This is a genomic window from Ruegeria sp. AM5 (assembly GCF_056540645.1).
The window spans coordinates 14,992-31,035 of record NZ_JBQFXC010000021.1 but is presented as its reverse complement, the minus strand read 5'-3'; the positions used below and the strand labels follow the sequence as shown (position 1 = coordinate 31,035).

Here is a 16,044-nt window from a genome sequence, read left to right as displayed (position 1 = left end):
GTCACTTAAAGTGTCGCGGGATGGAGCAGCCCGGTAGCTCGTCAGGCTCATAACCTGAAGGTCGCAGGTTCAAATCCTGCTCCCGCAACCACTTGGGTCGAACAAACTACCGAACAAGCCGCCTCAGGGCGGCTTTGTTCATTCTGGGACACACCCAACGCAAGCAAACCCGCCAGTTCCCCAACAAGTTCAATCGTATATTCCCCTTTTTCCGGGACCAATCGTATCTCATTCAGCAGACCGCGAATGATAGATGTCGCTTCAGCCTGGGAAGAGGGATCGCGCAGCGCTGTGGTCAAGTTGGTGACTTGTTCTCGGTACACGTTGGACAAACCGGGGTGCAGCATAACTGGGGGGTCATCCGACGCCGAATTAATGTTGTCTTGGAGTTCGGATTTGCGTGCCTCTAACGCTGTCAGCTTTTCCTTCATGCTGGAGTGGAACATCCCGTCAGTGATAGCGTCGATGAGATTGGCGATCTTACTCTCTACCTGAGCCAGATCGCGTTCGGCTTTACCCCTCTCCTGTTGAATGGACCCGGCAAGGCGGTTGTATTCCTCTTGATAGGCTTTGGTGAATTCTGCAATCAGATCGGGGTGCAGCATCTGTTCCTTGAGGCCGGAGAGAACACGGTCCTCCAATTCCGAACGTTTGATCGTCAACCGGTTGTCGCAGGTGCCTTTGTTCCGTTGGGTGGAACACCCGTAGTAGTGTTTGCCGACTTGGATGACACCGCCGCCACAACACCCACAGGTCAGCATGCCGGAAAACAGATGCCGTGCCCGCTTGGTGCGGCCCAGCCTCCTGATGCTATCGCTGATCGCGGCGTTGCGCGTCTTTTCCTGCCGTGCCTTCACGGCATTCCACAGGTCATCGGAAATGATCCGTAGATCGGGCACGTCTTCAATCACCCATTCCTCCGTTGGGTTTGGGCGTGCTTGTCGCTTACCGGTGTTTGGGTCTTTGACGAAACGCTGCCGGTTCCAAACCAGCCGCCCGATATAGAGTTCGTTGTTAAGAATACCGGTGCCGCGTTGGTGGTTGCCATAGATGGTCGATGCGCCCCATGTACTACGAGGTCCGGGAATGCCTTCTTCGTTCAGATTGGTGGCGATGGCACGTGGGCTCATCCCATGGCTGTAATCCTGAAAGATACGACGAACGATTTGGGATTGGCATTCATTGATCCGGCGATCCCCTGTGGTGATAGACCCATCTGCCCCAACGTCCCGAACAACATCGTAGCCGTAGGTGACACCACCGGCTGATTTACCTTTGCGCACACGTCCCTCAAGCCCACGGTGGGTTTTTTGTGCGAGGTCTTTCAAAAACAGGCTTCTCATGGTGCCTTTGAGGCCGATATGCAGTTCGGAAATCTCACCTTCAGCCACGGTGACAATCGGGATGCCCTGAAACCGCATCTGCTTAAAGAAGGCCGCGATGTGCTCCTGATCGCGGCTGATGCGGTCGAGACCTTCAGCCACGACAACATCGAACACATTGCATCGCGCACCTTCCAAAAGACGCTGATAGCCGGGGCGCAGGTGTGACGCTCCGCTCAGTCCCCGGTCGGAATAGGTCTTGGCCTCCTGCCACCCGTTACCATTGATTAGACGGAGGCAGAGCCGATGCTGGTCCTCAATGGAGGCATCACTTTGAAGATCAGTGGAGTAGCGAGCGTAGATGGAGGCGCGCATGGGTTGGGCCTTTCGGACTGAGAAACAAGTTGGCCCAACCCATAATAGGCATAGATCGGGCTGTGTCTTCCACTTTCGATTGCAACTCGTTGCAATGAAAAATGCTTCGGGCATAGGTAGTTGACCGAACTGACAAGCGGCTTTCGGGCGCAAAACCCTATCGTTTGCGACCCAAGGTCTTCATCTTTGCCTGCAGGAGAGATTGGTAGTCGTCACTGGCAGACAGACCATTGGCACGATTGTAGTGCTTCTGAGACATGTCCAGCGTGGCGTGCCCGAGGATATCCCGGATGATGTTGACATGTTCCGGGTCTTTCTCGGCGATGGTGGTCGCTGCAATGTGCCGAAACTTGTGTGTGCGCAACTCAACGCCCAGCATGCGTTACGCCACTTTCGGCAACTCACGAGACAGGCCGTCCGGGGTGATCGGATCTCCATATTGGCTGATCCACAGAGCATTGGATGTCTTGGGTCCGAGCAAGATCGGGCGATGGACATCCAAATAAGACTTCATCGGTTGCACCAGAAACTTAGGCAGAGGAAACCACCGCGCTTTTTTGTCTTTGGTGTCTTCCGCCGAAAGGTGAACCTAGAACCCTTCGGCGTTTTTGCGCAGATGCTGGTCCGTTGTCAGCGCTAGCAACGCGCGACGACGTACGGGCCGCAAGATCAGAAAGGCGATCATCAGGCCTGCCCGAAAGTGGATTGCGCGCTTCAGGTCACTGAGAGACGGATCACTCTCCACATCTTGGAGCCATTGCAAGCTTTTGGTCAGAGCGTCACCTGCCAATATCGGAACCGCTTTCGGCAGGCTTTTGCGATCTGCCAGATGTACCAGACGGTTAGACAGTTTGTTTAGCCAGTCCCAATCTCCTGACGGGTCCATCGCCTTTACAAGCACATACAGATCACAAATCATGTTCTTGCGGGTCATGAGGCCTACGCGCGCTTCCGCTTCTTCCAGATATCTCCGCACGGCATCTTTGGTAATGCGATCTGCCGGGGATCGATCCAAAAGGGAAGGCTGATGACGCTTTATCCATGACAGCCAGTATCCGTAGCTCTGGCGTCGTTTGGTGCGGCTGCCTTCGGACCAGCTCGCTCAGGGGCCTGTACCGTCAAAGATGTCACCTTCTACGAACATGGCCTCCCAGGCGGTTTTATCCGCCTGGGGCCAATTTTGATAAAGAAGAACAAGAGGAATCGGGTTAGTCATCGGACGTCCCCCGGAACTTCGAAAGAACCACCTCATCATAGTGGTCGTGTGCCCATTGGTTGCCGAGCGATGCGTAGAAATCCATCGTCGTTTGGAGCCGCTTGTGCTTGAGCAGGCGGCGGACGGTCTCGAAGTCGCCGGGGCGTTCTTCTAGATAGAGCTTGGCCGCGATGTGGCGGAACAGATGTGGGTGAACCTTCAACCCGGTCTCACGAAAGATACGACGGGTCAGATCACCGCCAAAGTTTGCGGGCGACCGGGGCTTTCCGTCACTGCTGCGGGGGAACAGAGCGTGCCCACCCGCTTGCGACACCTGCGGACGGAATTGCATGATATAGCGGTGCAGAAGTTTGGAACTGCGGGTGTTCAGTTTGACCTCAATAGGCTCCCCATTCTTTACCTCGATCCCTTCGATGCGGATGGAATAATAGGTGTGCGTCCCCGAGCGGGCAGGGATCAAATGCTTGTCCAAATCAAGGTTCGCGAGATTTTTAACGCGCATGGGACAGCTCAGGAGGATCGTCAGTGCCGCCGCATGCATCGCCGCCAATGCGCTGTCGCGACGAGTCGGATTGTCATCCGCCCGTGCCATCAGCGTGTCCGGCAGGCTCAACAACAAGGCCACGTTCTCCCAATCATTGAACTGCGCAAGGCGTTCCGCATTCTTGTTGCTCATACCACGAGCGGTCGCTGCGACTTTCTTGTGAATGTCTTTGAGCGCCTTGATGGCGTCTTCGGGTGCGTTTAGGTGGTGCCGTGCAATGGCGATACACGTTGATGCAACATTGCTCAGCCCGGTCGGCAGACCGTCGCTCCCACGCCGGTCTATGATCGTCCGGAAGGCTGTTTTGAGATTGTTCGCCGTAACCACCACAGAAAGGCTGGTAAACTTTTCCGGGCTTTGCCCCGAGGTTACCAGCGCGTCCAACATCTGCCGCAGACGGGCTTCGGTATTGCGCAGGCTGGTCTCACTCAACGGTTTGTCAGGCCCGTCATCGCTGAACAAATCGCGTTGCGCCAAGCGGTCGATATAGGCTTTGATCTCTGCTTGCAGGCTTTCCGGGTAGTCCGTCAGCGGGCGGGTCACATAGCAGTCCGACGACAAGCGGTCCAGCCGGGGAAGATCGAGACCGTGTTTGTCAATCACGCGGTTCCATGTATCGATCATGGACTGAATGTAACTGGCCGGTTCATTCTTCAGCAGCACAGCGTCGAGGACCGTCAGAAACGCCTGAACCACTTCGCCACCAATGTCCTTGGGCGAGATCGACCGGGCACTGCAATAGCGTGCAAACCGCATCAAGCCCCAAACCTGATGGGTGGATTGCACAGTCGTCAAAAACGCGCCCCACTCCGGGGTCAGTTCAGATTTGGCTTGAAAATCCTGCAACACCCCGACCGCACGCAGGGCACTGGCCAGATCGCTTTTGGTAGTGCTGAGGGTGTTGGGCTTCACCCCGCAGGCGGCAAGATGCAGCGATGCCAGAAATTTGCGCAGTTGCGGAATGTCCGTCGGGATATCTGACGGAGGACGGTTCAGGTATGTACTGATGCGCGAAATCGCGGACAGTTTGGAGCGTTGACGTTTTTTGTTAGGGTCAGGATTGGACTTCAGAACGTCCAGAACCTCGGCCAACGTTGTTGGCGGTTGGATCTCTTGGTGATGTGTCATGATAAACCACTTCGGTTTTGAAATTGGGGACAAAAGGGGACAAACGAGGACAGGCAGACCCACGGCGGCCCTCTTGCAGACATTCGGGAAAACAAAGGTGTGAATTTGTAGCCAAAATCCATGGCCCCGTTTTCCCGAACGCCGGAAAAGCCGAGATTTGTGAGGGCTTTAGAGAACATGGGCCGCTGCCAGATTGCCGCGTTGCTTGGCAAGGGCATGCAAATCACAGCGCGCGATGCGCCAATCGCGGCCCAGCCGGGTTGCAGGTAGATCACCGGATTTGATCCAGCGGCGAACGGTCTTGGTGCTAATGCGAAACAGCGCGGCGACATCGCGCACGCTGAGATAGGCGGACTCCTCCGAAATTGGCAGATCAACCATGATCAACCTCCGGGTCTTTGCCGTTGCAACTGGTTGCAAAGTCAGTCCGCGCACGCTTCGCGTGCCAACAGGCGCACAAGGCTGATCAAAGGTTCGGGGATATCAAGTTTGGGCAGGTTGCTCGTGGGAGCAGAAGACGAACACGTCATCGATACGTTCCTTTTAAAGGAACCGTTCGAAGCAATGATCGCGATGTTCTGGCTTAGGAGTACACTCCAAGCGACAAAACACTGACCTCAAACGAGATCAGGATCATTGCTATCGAGTGTGTCAAGGACGATGAGTCGTCCTATTTTCTCCCAATGATTGCGGCCCAGCCATCACGGCTGGTGAATTGATAGTACTCTTAACCTATGAGCCGTCGCTTGCCTGTCAAGGGCAGCACGGCGTGGTTACCTCACGGTTACCACTACTGAGATCAGGCCCGACTTCTACATGTTTAACTCAATGAAGTTATTTAAATTTTGTCTGTTTTGACTTTGGGTGGTTATCCGGACGTGATAGTCTCAAGCGCAAGGGTGCCGGGTGAGTGCCTGGATACCTCCTCTCTCTGACAAGCGACGAGGCCACTCCGGTCGGTTAACGCCGATATGTGTCAACCCGGCCCCGATCTCTTCTGCGCAACTGACAACAGGTTCAGTCCCAGCCCCGCTTGACCGCACCGGACAGCATTACGGTGATCTTCTCTCCTATCGTTTGATCGGGATTGCGTTTGAACATGAAGATCTTGCTGAATCCGCACCGTGTTCCAAGACCGCGACTGTGCTGGATACGGTAGCCATGGCTCACGCGTTCGCGGACTTCTTTTACCATGTCGTGTTCGTTGATCTTCAAATCCCGGATCGCGTCTTCTTTCGACCGACGTCTAACCCGTTCGGCAACTGCGCCTTCAAGTAGTAGTTGTGCTTCCGGCACAAACAGCGCACATCCTTTGACATTTGGCGCGAGTTCTTGTTGGCTTCATTAATCCGGAATTGGCTTCGCGTTAACCGGCCTGCCAGAACCGTAGAGAAGTGAAGGGCCCGTTGCCGATGCTTACATTAAAGTCATGGCTCGAATCTCTGAAGTTGGAAAAATACCTCGACGTGATGGAAGCCAATTCCATTGATTTAGACGTCATCGGAGAGCTTTCTGAGCAGGATTTCGCAAGCCTTGGCATCGCGCTTGGCGATAGCAAACGACTTCTCAAAGCGATGAGGGCGCTGCCGGAGGAGAGGGAAGACCCCGACGTTGCCGGTTTTCAGGAATCCGCCTCCGCCTTCGAAATCGCGACAGAACGGCCGCGAAGGTCCATCGGCGAGCTGCGTCAGATGACGATCATGTTCGTTGATTTGGTCAACTCGACAGGGCTCGTGCAGGAACTGGGGATCGAGCAGTATCGAGACTCGCTCAAGGCCTTTCAGAACCTCTGTGCCGAAGCGATCAAAGAGAATTTCGGCTATGTCGCTCAATTCGTCGGTGACGGGGTGGTTGCCTACTTCGGTCACCCGGTAGCCAACGAAGATGATGCAGAGCGCGCAGTGCTCACGGCACTTGCAATCATCGAAAAAGTGAGCGTGATCCCTGTTCCCCCGCTAGAAAAACTGTCCGTGCGCATTGGCATAGCGACCGGCGATGTTCTGCTCGAAGACATTATGCACGGCACACAACAGGTCGACAGTTTCGTGCTGGGGGATATCCCCAACCTCGCCGCCCGCCTTCAGGCGCTGGCCGATCCTGGGCAAATTGCCATATCTGGGCGAACGCGGCGGCTTTTGGGGTACAACTTCCGCTGCACTTCGATCGGCAAACACCAATTGAAAGGATTTTCGCGCCCTGTAAGTGTTTGGCTGGTCATAGAATCTCGAAAGACAGAGCTACGCTTCGAGAAGCGGATGCACGGCGCACTAACCCCCCTGATTGGACGTGAAGGCGAATTCAACTTGCTGCGCAGACGCTGGAACGCCGCCTGCCGTGGCGAAGGACAGGCAATATTTCTCTCTGGCGAGGCGGGGCTCGGAAAGTCGCGTCTAGCAGAGGAAATACAGCAAACGCTCGTTCTCCCCATGGGCCAGAGGCTCAGCTTCCAGTGCTCACCCTACCATGAAAACAGCTCGTTCTTTCCAATAAAGTCACATATCATCAATGCTGTAGGCCTTAAGGAAAACGACACTCTCAAAGAGCGTGAATCCAAACTGAAAACGTTTCTGGAAGAGCGCGGCAACGCCTCCGACGAAGTGACCTCACTGTTTTCCAACCTGCTTTCTTTCGGTGCGCCGGAGCAACGCCCGCCTGTGGCGCCCGAAGAGATTAAAACGCGCACTTTTGAGATCCTGCAAAACTACGTCGAACGCGCCTCGCTCAAAAAACCTGTCTTTATCCTCTTCGAAGACCTGCAATGGATCGATCCCTCTTCCGAAGAGTTGCTCAACAACCTGCTGGAGCGAATCGGCAATCTGCGGGTCATGGTACTGGGCACCTACCGCCCTGAATACACACCAAGGTGGTCGAACCTGCCCAAGGTCACCACATTGTCGTTGCCCAGTTTGGGCACGCGCGAAACAGCACAGCTACTCGAAGCACTGATGAGCGACGGAATGGCACTGAACGGGCTTATGGAAACCATCATCACCCGTTCGGAAGGCGTACCGCTCTTTGTTGAGGAAATGGTGAGTATGCTGGCCCGCTCCGCGGGTTCAATCCGGCCGGACGGCCATTTGAAACAAGAAACACTATTCCCGTCGAACTTGAAGGACCTGCTCCGGGTCCGGCTCGACCATCTGAGCGTCGCACCGGACACGATTTCAATTTGTGCCGCTCTGGGACAGGGCTTTACGAGTGATCTCGTCGCCGCCGTTGCTGGGCGACCGGTCGATGAAATCCTGTCAGAGCTTCAAAACCTCGCACGCGCACAGACCATGGTGGAGAAATTTGAAGGAGGCGAAAGCAGTTTTTCTTTCCGCCATGCCCTGATCAGCGATGTCGCCTACGAGGCGATCTTACCACAACAGGCAAGGAGTCTTCACCTCCGCATTGCCGAAACCATGGTAGCGCGTTTTGCGAACCTTTGCGCACGTCAGCCCGAAATTCTGGCGCTGCACTACAAAAAGGCGGAACAATTCGACGCTGCGCGGGATCGGTGGCACGAAGCTGCCAAGCTGAGCCTGCGCAACTATGCCAGCAACGAAGCAATTGCCCAGATGAGCGCCGCGATCGAGGCGCACGACAGGCTTGAGCACCACGAAACGTCCGACCAGATCGAGATCAAATTGCGCCAGTCTCTCGCCGTCGCCCTTGAAATGCGCAGCTGGGGCTCGCCCGACATCACAAGAAATCTGGAAAAGCTGATCGCGCTTAACGAGAAAAGTGGCGATCACGAAGTGGCTTTTACCAACCTCCACCAGCTCATAGGTGAACACTTGATCGGTGGCCGCCCCGATGCGGCCTGGCCGTATTGCGAACAAATGACTGACATGCTGGCCGATGACCCCAATGCCGCTTTGCACACCTTAAGCGAACACAATAGCGGCTTGGCTTCGCTGCTTAGGGGCGAATTCGACCAGGCGATTTCTCATCTGGACCGTGCACTTGAACATCGCGCCCAGTGCGACTTGAGCGAAATCAACCGATTCTATCCAGCGGATACGGAAATTGTCGATATGGTGATGCGCTGCTGGGCACGCACTCTGCAGGACCCTGAAGATGACAAGGTGCGCTCGGAACTGGAGCAGGCGATAGCCAAAACCCGCGCCGAACGCAGCGAATTCTCCCGCTGCTACGCGTTGAGCATTATCGCGTCCATTTACTGTACCTACGGTGAGCCCGCACCCTGTCTAGAATTTGCCAAGGAAGCGTACGAAACCAGCAAAAGAAAGAAATTCAAGTATTGGGAACACTGGTCCGCCGTACTTGTGGGATGGGCCGAGACCAGATGTGGCGAAGCAACGGGTGTCAAGACCCTACGGGACGGGCTTGAAAAATATGTGGACACAGGATCGGGTCAGATCGTTGCCTTCTCGCACAGCCTGCTTGCGGATGCCTTGCTCCATCAGGGTGATCCGGAAGAAGCCGCCGTGGAAATGTCCAAAGCCCGTGAGATTCTTGCGGTCTCCTCCATCAGGTTCCATGAACGGCTGACCGATACAATCGAAAAGAAGATTAAGGCCCATCCCGCCGTTTGACCACGCTGCACCCTGCAACCCGAAATCCCGTTCACAGTCCACATTTTCCCGCAAACCGGGGGAATTCTTAGATTTTTTAAACCGAACGTGCTACGGTTCTGGCATTACTCGAATTTTGTTGTCGAAGTAAATTATGAAAAGACCCAGTTTAAGTATGTTGCTGTTAACTTGCATTGTCGCTCTTTTTTCCGGTTGTTCCTATGTAGTGGAAGACGAGAAGGGATCATCATTCAACACGATCAACCTGCCCGACCAGAAGGTGGTCGCGGGCGGAGTATCTCCTAACAAGAATCTGGAAGACCCGCCCAAGCCAGTGAAAGAGTTCACGGAAGCGGATTTCAAAAGGCTCCTGTCGCAGCTCAGTGAGCCCCCTTGCGATCCCCAGCAGGAGTTTTGTCCTGCCATTAACCGTGCGTCGGTTGTCCGTGACTACGGCGGATTTTCCGGGGTCGCAACCGAGCCGGTTGTAAGGGTTGCGAACAACAGGAACCTGTTCGGCACAAGGACAGTTTCGGTCAAGGGGCAGATATTGGACAAATGTCTGCACGACTCTAGGCTCGCCGGGTATTATTATTCTGGTGGCGCAGATGGTCCGTATGCAAAATCAAGCGGCGACCTTCGTCTCTGTGTCCTGATGCGAACCGCAGTCTCGCGTGCTGGAAGGCTGACGCCAGCAGTTCGTTACCAGTACTTCCACGTCGAGGCCGGGAACGCCAGGGTCGACAAAAAAACTATAGAAGACGCGATAAAAGGTGTATTTCACAAAGCCTTTGATGCGACAGAACTGAAGGTCAGCGCTGCCATGGCGGAGCCGTTCGAATACAAGCTTTATGCCGCGAAACAGGACATCAAAATCGTCAACTATTGGGAAGCGAATTGGGAGCTTGGCAAGGGCCGCGCAAAATGGAAAAAATTCGATCAAAGCACAGTTCCACCCGGAAGTCTGAATCGTATCCCCCTGATCTTTGCGGATAACGGGACCGCCTGTATTGACATGATGTTCCCGGAGGAAACGGGCGTACCAATGACACTAAAACCCAACGCCGCGGCCGGTGTCCACTATTGCCTCGGTCGTTGTTCAAAACCGCCCATCGTGAACACGCGCTGACAGAGCGGTGAGTTTGGCGACCCTGTCGCGCGTTGCGTGTTTCAGCCGGCGCCGTTTTTTCTACTTCGCGAACGTTGCATTTGCCCTTTTAGGCGAGCCGGCATGAACTTCCATGTCGAAGGCTCCACCAGCGATGTCCCGTAGAAAGCTGGATATAACTACGCACGTGAAGGGTCCTGTGCGGGGCTTTTCTCGCTTGGTCGTCCTTCATCTGGCTCTGAAATGCACGCAACGCAGAGGCGTCTGTGAACCCATGCCGGACTTCAAGAAACTGGGAGCCGGTGTAGCAGATCCGCAGGCGATCATTCTGATCGAACGAAAGAACGCGAGTAGGAAGGTCCAGACCTGCTCGCATGTTCTCTTTCAGAATGGGCGTGTGACCCACCTGCTCGCAAACGCACACTGGCTTGCATATGAGGACCGATATCACACCGGGTTGGACATCTGATTATCGTGGTTTCGATTTGGTAAAGGTAGACAATCTGCCTTAGCCGCGCGTGTTGATAGCAGATCGCGGCTATGATGCTGACAAAACACGTAGACAGATGAATAATCGAGTTGTGATGACCCAGATATCGGTACGGAAAAACACAAAGATGCGCGTTGGTGTCGACCGTTCACTCTACCGTCCGCGAAAACGGGTCGAGCGCTGCTTTAACAGGCTCAAAAACGCTCGACGTGTCGCGATCCGCTACCACAAGGCCGCAGAAAGCTTCCTGGGATATCATAGACATAGAGTCCAACCGACTTTGGCTTCGCCATTTGTCAACATGAACTAGTCGCCAGTTCTCTTGATTAACGGCGTAAGTCGCGATCACCACCGCAGGTCACAAAGTCCAAAGTGCCATTCGCTGCGCTCACATGAGCGCATCTCGGTTTTATCGATGCCTCAATTTTGGCGTGCGAGAAGAATTGACCTATCGCGTCGCATCCAAACCCGGTGGAACGCCCTTGCAATAGCCGCCCGCACAAAACACACCTGCGTTTGGCAGCGACGCCGGCACGGAAATGTCAAAACCATTAACCTTATCCACGAACCAAATGTCGATACAGGCATTCCCTACAATCAGGTATGCAGGGTTGTTGGGCGGCAGCGCCGTGCCGTCAATTTGCATAAGTACAAGCTGAATTCCCGTTCCTCTTGCAATAAACCGCTGCTGATACGAACCACCATTGGGCGGCGGGTTTGAAAAGCCGCCTGATTCTTCGACTTTCAGGCTTTGGCCATTCACATTGAATACCCACCGCACATTGATTGGGATGCCCTCTATGTCGTTCGTAAGTAGATTACGACATAGGACAAACTTGGTGGTCCTTATGTCGAATTGGCCACGACCAAGACCCTCGTTCGCGTCTTGATCAAAAGCGTACTGGACGGCAGTCATGGAACTGCGACCCAAAATAGCCGTTTTGTAGATTTCCCATTTGTTATTTGGATTGCCCAGATCTGGTGGGGCAGGCGGAAGCGCCTTACACTTTTCTGCGCCGATGTCAGAAACTGTTAGCATTTCTATTGCTGCCGCGGCTTGCACTCCACCACCGTTCAGTTCTTCATCTTCAAAATACCCGAGTGAGTCACCAAGGGCTTCCAACCCAGGGTTATCACTTTGTCTCAGAGCATTGATAAAAGCATCTTCGTTCAATGATCTATAACCATCCTCCTCCGAAGCATTTATCGCAAGTGCGGACTCGGAGCTTAGGCCCAACTCGCTTATTTGGTCGGAAAGCTCTTTTAGGTCAAAAAACTTCTTTATGTGGTTACCTTCAGAATCTTTCTCCTCGGACAGATAGCTGTAGAAAACACTTGGCACCGTCACGATTTCGTTGTCCTGACCGCGAACATCCGTCGCAATGGACAATGAAACCAATAAACACATCGGAGTTCCGTAACGAGCCTTGCTAAAAAAGGCCGTGCAAAGACTACTGATCATAAAACTCTCCCTGGAAAACTTAACGACAAAAAAGCAAAGACTTAAAAACAACAGCAATCAGCTAAGTGCGATTGGACGGCAAAACGTTCACGCAATGAGCAAACCGCTGTAGCGGTGTAAGGTTAGCACATTTCAGCATTCGCTGCACTGGATTTGTAGCAGTGCGACGTACAGTTGCCGCTTGGGCATTTTGTTTTCGCCGGAAGCTTCATTCTTAGCAACTAAACCAAGTAAACTGCCAAACACAGCATCAGATATAAAAATAACGGTCATTTATTCGGCAATAGCGCGAATCTCAGCCTCGTCTCGTGCCGTTAGGCCGAGAACTATGATTTTGGGCTAGACCATGCGTGGTGTGTTGAGCTTTCCAAATTGCTTGGTCTCGTGTGCCAAACAAATGCGCATAGCTAGGCCCATAGTGTGCTTCGTCAAGTGATAGAAGCGGTCACATCACCGACAAGAGCACGATCGCTTTGTAAGCATATAAAAGCGTCCAGCCTCTTTGCTCTAAGAATTGATTGGGTTCAGCGGCATCATAGCCGCCACGCAAGATGCGCGCAAAATGCAGCGTCCGCTGCGGTTTCATTCGCCCCCGTGCCGTTATCGTATCTGACCTGAAAACCCGATCAATTTCGCGTTTCAAATCGTTCCATCCTTTCGGTCTGGAGTTGGGAAGGCTGGCAATGGTGACCCTCCCGGGCCGCCCCTCTTGCAGGCTTTAATTCAGTACAGTCGCTCAGAATCTTCTCGAAGAGACTCCGGACTTTTTTGTACGCCTCTAACTTGGCGTTTCCAGACACTTTTTTTGACTGCCGGTAAAGCTCTACCGCCTCTACGAATAGGTTGTTAACTTCCGTGTCATTGTTTTGTGCTCGCACTTCGAATGCTGAAATGCAAAAAAAAGCAAACGCCAGCAAAACGGTTCAACGCACGTGTTGCGACGATCCGTTGTAATCACCGCCTATACCTGGCATTTCAGTTGCGTTCGGCATCGGTGGTTGCGTCCTCCCGCAAGCAATTGTGTCGAACAAAGCCCCGAACAGACCGCCGCAGGGCGGCTTTGTTCGTTTTGAATCTCAACCAACGCAAATACACCGACAGTTCCTCGACAAGTTTAATCGCATACTTCCGTTCTAACGGGATCAACTTGATCTCCGATAGACAGCTGCGAATGATGGATGTCGTCTCGGCTTCTGTGCATTGAGCATTCAACGCTTCTTTTCAAAGTTAACTTGATGATTGTCGATGACTGAAGGCGGCTTTTGCGACGAAAGTTGTTAAGTATCATTCATTAAACGCTATAGGTCAAAACCAGACAATCTGGTGCGATGTCTGCCTCAGATACAAACGTTTACCGGAACTCCAATCTCAGAATGGCAACATTTCAAACTGCCTATTCGAAGCGGTCTAAGTACGTTTTCGATTTGTCAAATTTTGTGTTGAAGGAACCCTTGTCAAAGGTCTGAGACGGCATCGGCGCAGATGGTAAGCCGGCAAAGACTACGTTTCACACGACCAAGTTACTCGCAGCAAGCCAAAGCGTTACGGAAAAAGCAAGAAAACGTAGATGAAGTAACATAAAGCTTGCTGCGAATCGATGAGAGGCTTATTAACCGACCTACCGGTCACTTAATGATGTGAATTCAAATTCGGAGTAATCGACCTATGGACGCCTTTATCTGCGACGCCCAGCGCACCCCGATCGGACGATATGGTGGTGGACTAAGCCAGGTGCGCACAGATGATCTTGCCGCCCTGCCAATCGCTTCGCTTGTCGCGCGTAACCCACAGGTGGATTGGTCCAGTCTGGACGACGTGATTTATGGCGATGCGAACCAAGCCGGTGAAAGCAACCGCAATGTGGCGCGGATGGCGGCGTTGCTGGCAGGGCTGCCGGTGGATGTACCGGGAACGACAATCAATCGGCTCTGCGCGTCTGGCATGGATGCGGTGGGCATGGCTGCGCGCGCCATCAAGGCTGGGGATTATGACATGGCGATCGCGGGTGGGGTCGAAAGCATGTCGCGTGCGCCATTTGTGATGCCCAAGGCAGCATCCGCCTTTACTCGTGCCAATGCCGTTTACGACACCACGATCGGCTGGCGCTTTGTGAACCCGAAAATGGAAAAGGAATTTGGTATCGACTCGATGCCCGAAACAGCGGATAACGTAGCGGAAGCTTATGGTATCAGTCGCTCCGATCAGGACGCGTTTGCCGAACGCAGCCAGGCCCGCTGGGCCGCGGCGCACCAGACCGGGGTGTTTCAGGAGGAGATCACCCCGGTCACAATCCCCCAGCGCAAAGGTGACCCGGTGGTGGTCGATACGGACGAGCATCCACGTCCGGGGACTACAGCAGAGAAACTGTCCGGCCTAAAGGGCATCAACGGGGTGGACAAGACTGTGACCGCTGGAAACGCCTCGGGTGTTAACGACGGCGCGGCGGCGATCCTGATGGCAAATGAATCTGCTGCGGCAAAGAACGATCTGACCCCGATTGCCCGTGTGGTTTGCATGTCCGTTGCCGGGGTGGAACCGCGCGTGATGGGCATCGGCCCGGTTCCAGCCAGCCGAAAGGTGCTTGCACGGGCTGGGCTCAGCATCGATCAGATGGATGTGATAGAGTTGAACGAGGCGTTTGCCTCGCAGGGCCTTGCCACGCTGCGCGAACTCGGGGTGCCCGATGATGCGCCGCATGTGAACCCAAATGGCGGGGCAATCGCCATTGGCCACCCGCTTGGAATGAGCGGTGCGCGGCTAGTGATGACTGCTGCCTATCAACTGCGCCGCACCGGAGGCCGCTACGCGCTCTGCACCATGTGTGTCGGGGTAGGGCAGGGTGCCGCACTTATTCTTGAACGTGTGTAAGGGAGGAGACCTCACATGTACGCTCAGATGATTAAAACAGCCGGATCCGGCGTGAAATCCCGCGAGGAGATGACCGAGCAGGAGCGCGCGTTTCAGGACAAGATCGACGCCGATATCAAGATCGAGCCCAAGGATTGGATGCCCGACGACTATCGCGCGACACTGATCCGTCAAATTGGCCAGCACGCACATTCTGAAATCGTAGGCCAGCTGCCCGAAGGAAACTGGATCACCCGAGCGCCAACGCTGGAGCGCAAGGCGATCCTGCTGGCCAAGGTGCAGGATGAGGCCGGGCATGGGCTGTATCTCTATTGCGCGGCAGAAACGCTGGGTGTCAGCCGGGATGAGATCACCGAGATGCTGCTGGACGGGCGCATGAAATACTCGTCGATCTTCAACTACCCGACCCTGAACTGGGCCGATATCGGCGCGGTCGGATGGTTGGTCGATGGTGCCGCGATCATGAACCAGGTTCCGCTGCAGCGGACGTCCTTCGGACCATACTCGCGCGCAATGATCCGCATCTGCAAAGAAGAGAGCTTTCACCAGCGCCAGGGCTATGATGCGATCCGCAAGATGGCAGAGGGTACGCCAGAACAGCGTAAGATGGCGCAGGATGCAATAAATCGACTGTGGTACCCGTCGCTGATGATGTTCGGGCCGTCGGACAAGGAAAGCGTGCATTCGGCGCAATCCATGGCGTGGAAGATCAAGATCAACACCAATGACGAGCTGCGCCAGAAATTCGTGGATCAGACCGTGCCTCAGGCCGAATATCTGGGTCTGAGTATCCCTGACCCGGACCTGAAATGGAACGAAGAACGGGGCCATTATGATTACACCGACCCGGACTGGTCCGAGTTTTTCGATGTGATCAAGGGCAACGGCCCCTGCAATGTCGACCGGCTGGCCGCGCGTAACAAGGCGTGGGACGACGGTAAATGGGTTCGCGACGGGCTGCTGGCTCATGCCCGCAAGAAACGCGCTGCAAATCTGGCTGCAGAATAATAC

13 protein-coding genes, 1 tRNA gene and 1 pseudogene are annotated in these 16,044 nt (G+C 54.3%); 6 read left to right on the top strand and 9 right to left on the bottom strand.

Going from position 1 to position 16,044, the window contains the following annotated elements:
• Nucleotides 1-14 precede the first annotated feature (14 nt).
• Nucleotides 15-91: transfer RNA gene (locus ACR0AH_RS20880), tRNA-Met, on the top strand.
• Here ACR0AH_RS20880 and ACR0AH_RS20875 read toward each other — a convergent pair.
• The 7 genes from ACR0AH_RS20875 to ACR0AH_RS20845 form a co-directional block, all read right to left on the bottom strand.
• Nucleotides 48-1,697 carry a recombinase family protein gene (locus tag ACR0AH_RS20875; protein ID WP_480593621.1) on the bottom strand — a complete coding sequence of 550 codons (1,650 nt, stop codon included), beginning with the start codon at nucleotides 1,695-1,697 and terminating at the stop codon, nucleotides 48-50. The two genes, ACR0AH_RS20880 and ACR0AH_RS20875, sit on opposite strands and share 44 nt — an antisense overlap.
• A 157-nt stretch (nucleotides 1,698-1,854) precedes the next feature.
• Entirely contained in the window at nucleotides 1,855-2,076 is a 222-nt protein-coding gene (locus ACR0AH_RS20870; RefSeq protein WP_480593617.1) for a hypothetical protein, read from the bottom strand.
• Between the two features lie 3 nt (nucleotides 2,077-2,079).
• Nucleotides 2,080-2,211, bottom strand: a complete 132-nt coding sequence (locus ACR0AH_RS20865; protein ID WP_480593615.1) for a hypothetical protein — start codon at nucleotides 2,209-2,211, stop codon at nucleotides 2,080-2,082.
• A gap of 75 nt (nucleotides 2,212-2,286) precedes the next feature.
• Entirely contained in the window at nucleotides 2,287-2,673 is a 387-nt protein-coding gene (locus tag ACR0AH_RS20860; protein ID WP_480593613.1) for a hypothetical protein, read from the bottom strand.
• 232 nt (nucleotides 2,674-2,905) lie between these two features.
• On the bottom strand, nucleotides 2,906-4,585 hold the full coding sequence (locus tag ACR0AH_RS20855) for a site-specific integrase (RefSeq protein ID WP_480593611.1): 1,680 nt from the start codon (nucleotides 4,583-4,585) through the stop codon (nucleotides 2,906-2,908).
• 168 nt (nucleotides 4,586-4,753) lie between these two features.
• Nucleotides 4,754-4,966: a helix-turn-helix domain-containing protein gene (locus ACR0AH_RS20850; protein ID WP_170734239.1), complete on the bottom strand. Its 213-nt coding sequence runs from the start codon at nucleotides 4,964-4,966 to the stop codon at nucleotides 4,754-4,756.
• A 636-nt stretch (nucleotides 4,967-5,602) separates the two neighbouring features.
• Complete coding sequence (locus ACR0AH_RS20845) at nucleotides 5,603-5,881, bottom strand: hypothetical protein (protein WP_170734238.1); 279 nt, start codon at nucleotides 5,879-5,881, stop codon at nucleotides 5,603-5,605.
• A 116-nt stretch (nucleotides 5,882-5,997) separates the two neighbouring features.
• On the opposite strand from ACR0AH_RS20845, the gene ACR0AH_RS20840 reads away from it, so the two are divergent.
• The 3 genes and pseudogenes from ACR0AH_RS20840 to ACR0AH_RS20830 all read left to right on the top strand — a co-directional run.
• Nucleotides 5,998-9,126, top strand: a complete 3,129-nt coding sequence (locus tag ACR0AH_RS20840) for an adenylate/guanylate cyclase domain-containing protein (protein ID WP_480593609.1) — start codon at nucleotides 5,998-6,000, stop codon at nucleotides 9,124-9,126.
• Between the two features lie 154 nt (nucleotides 9,127-9,280).
• Nucleotides 9,281-10,234, top strand: coding sequence for a hypothetical protein (locus tag ACR0AH_RS20835; protein WP_480593607.1), 954 nt, complete (start codon nucleotides 9,281-9,283; stop codon nucleotides 10,232-10,234).
• Between the two features lie 404 nt (nucleotides 10,235-10,638).
• Nucleotides 10,639-11,008, top strand: a pseudogene (locus ACR0AH_RS20830) (transposase); the annotation flags it as partial.
• A gap of 143 nt (nucleotides 11,009-11,151) precedes the next feature.
• Here the strand turns inward: ACR0AH_RS20830 and ACR0AH_RS20825 are convergent.
• Both ACR0AH_RS20825 and ACR0AH_RS20820 read right to left on the bottom strand, forming a co-directional pair.
• Nucleotides 11,152-12,165, bottom strand: coding sequence for a hypothetical protein (locus ACR0AH_RS20825; protein WP_170734234.1), 1,014 nt, complete (start codon nucleotides 12,163-12,165; stop codon nucleotides 11,152-11,154).
• 445 nt (nucleotides 12,166-12,610) lie between these two features.
• Nucleotides 12,611-12,808 carry a hypothetical protein gene (locus ACR0AH_RS20820; protein ID WP_480593604.1) on the bottom strand — a complete coding sequence of 66 codons (198 nt, stop codon included), beginning with the start codon at nucleotides 12,806-12,808 and terminating at the stop codon, nucleotides 12,611-12,613.
• Nucleotides 12,809-13,830: 1,022 nt separating this feature from the next.
• Here ACR0AH_RS20820 and pcaF point away from each other — a divergent pair.
• Complete coding sequence (gene pcaF / locus ACR0AH_RS20815) at nucleotides 13,831-15,033, top strand: 3-oxoadipyl-CoA thiolase (RefSeq protein ID WP_480593602.1); 1,203 nt, start codon at nucleotides 13,831-13,833, stop codon at nucleotides 15,031-15,033.
• Between the two features lie 15 nt (nucleotides 15,034-15,048).
• Complete coding sequence (paaA, locus tag ACR0AH_RS20810) at nucleotides 15,049-16,041, top strand: 1,2-phenylacetyl-CoA epoxidase subunit PaaA (protein WP_170397736.1); 993 nt, start codon at nucleotides 15,049-15,051, stop codon at nucleotides 16,039-16,041.
• Nucleotides 16,042-16,044 lie beyond the last annotated feature (3 nt).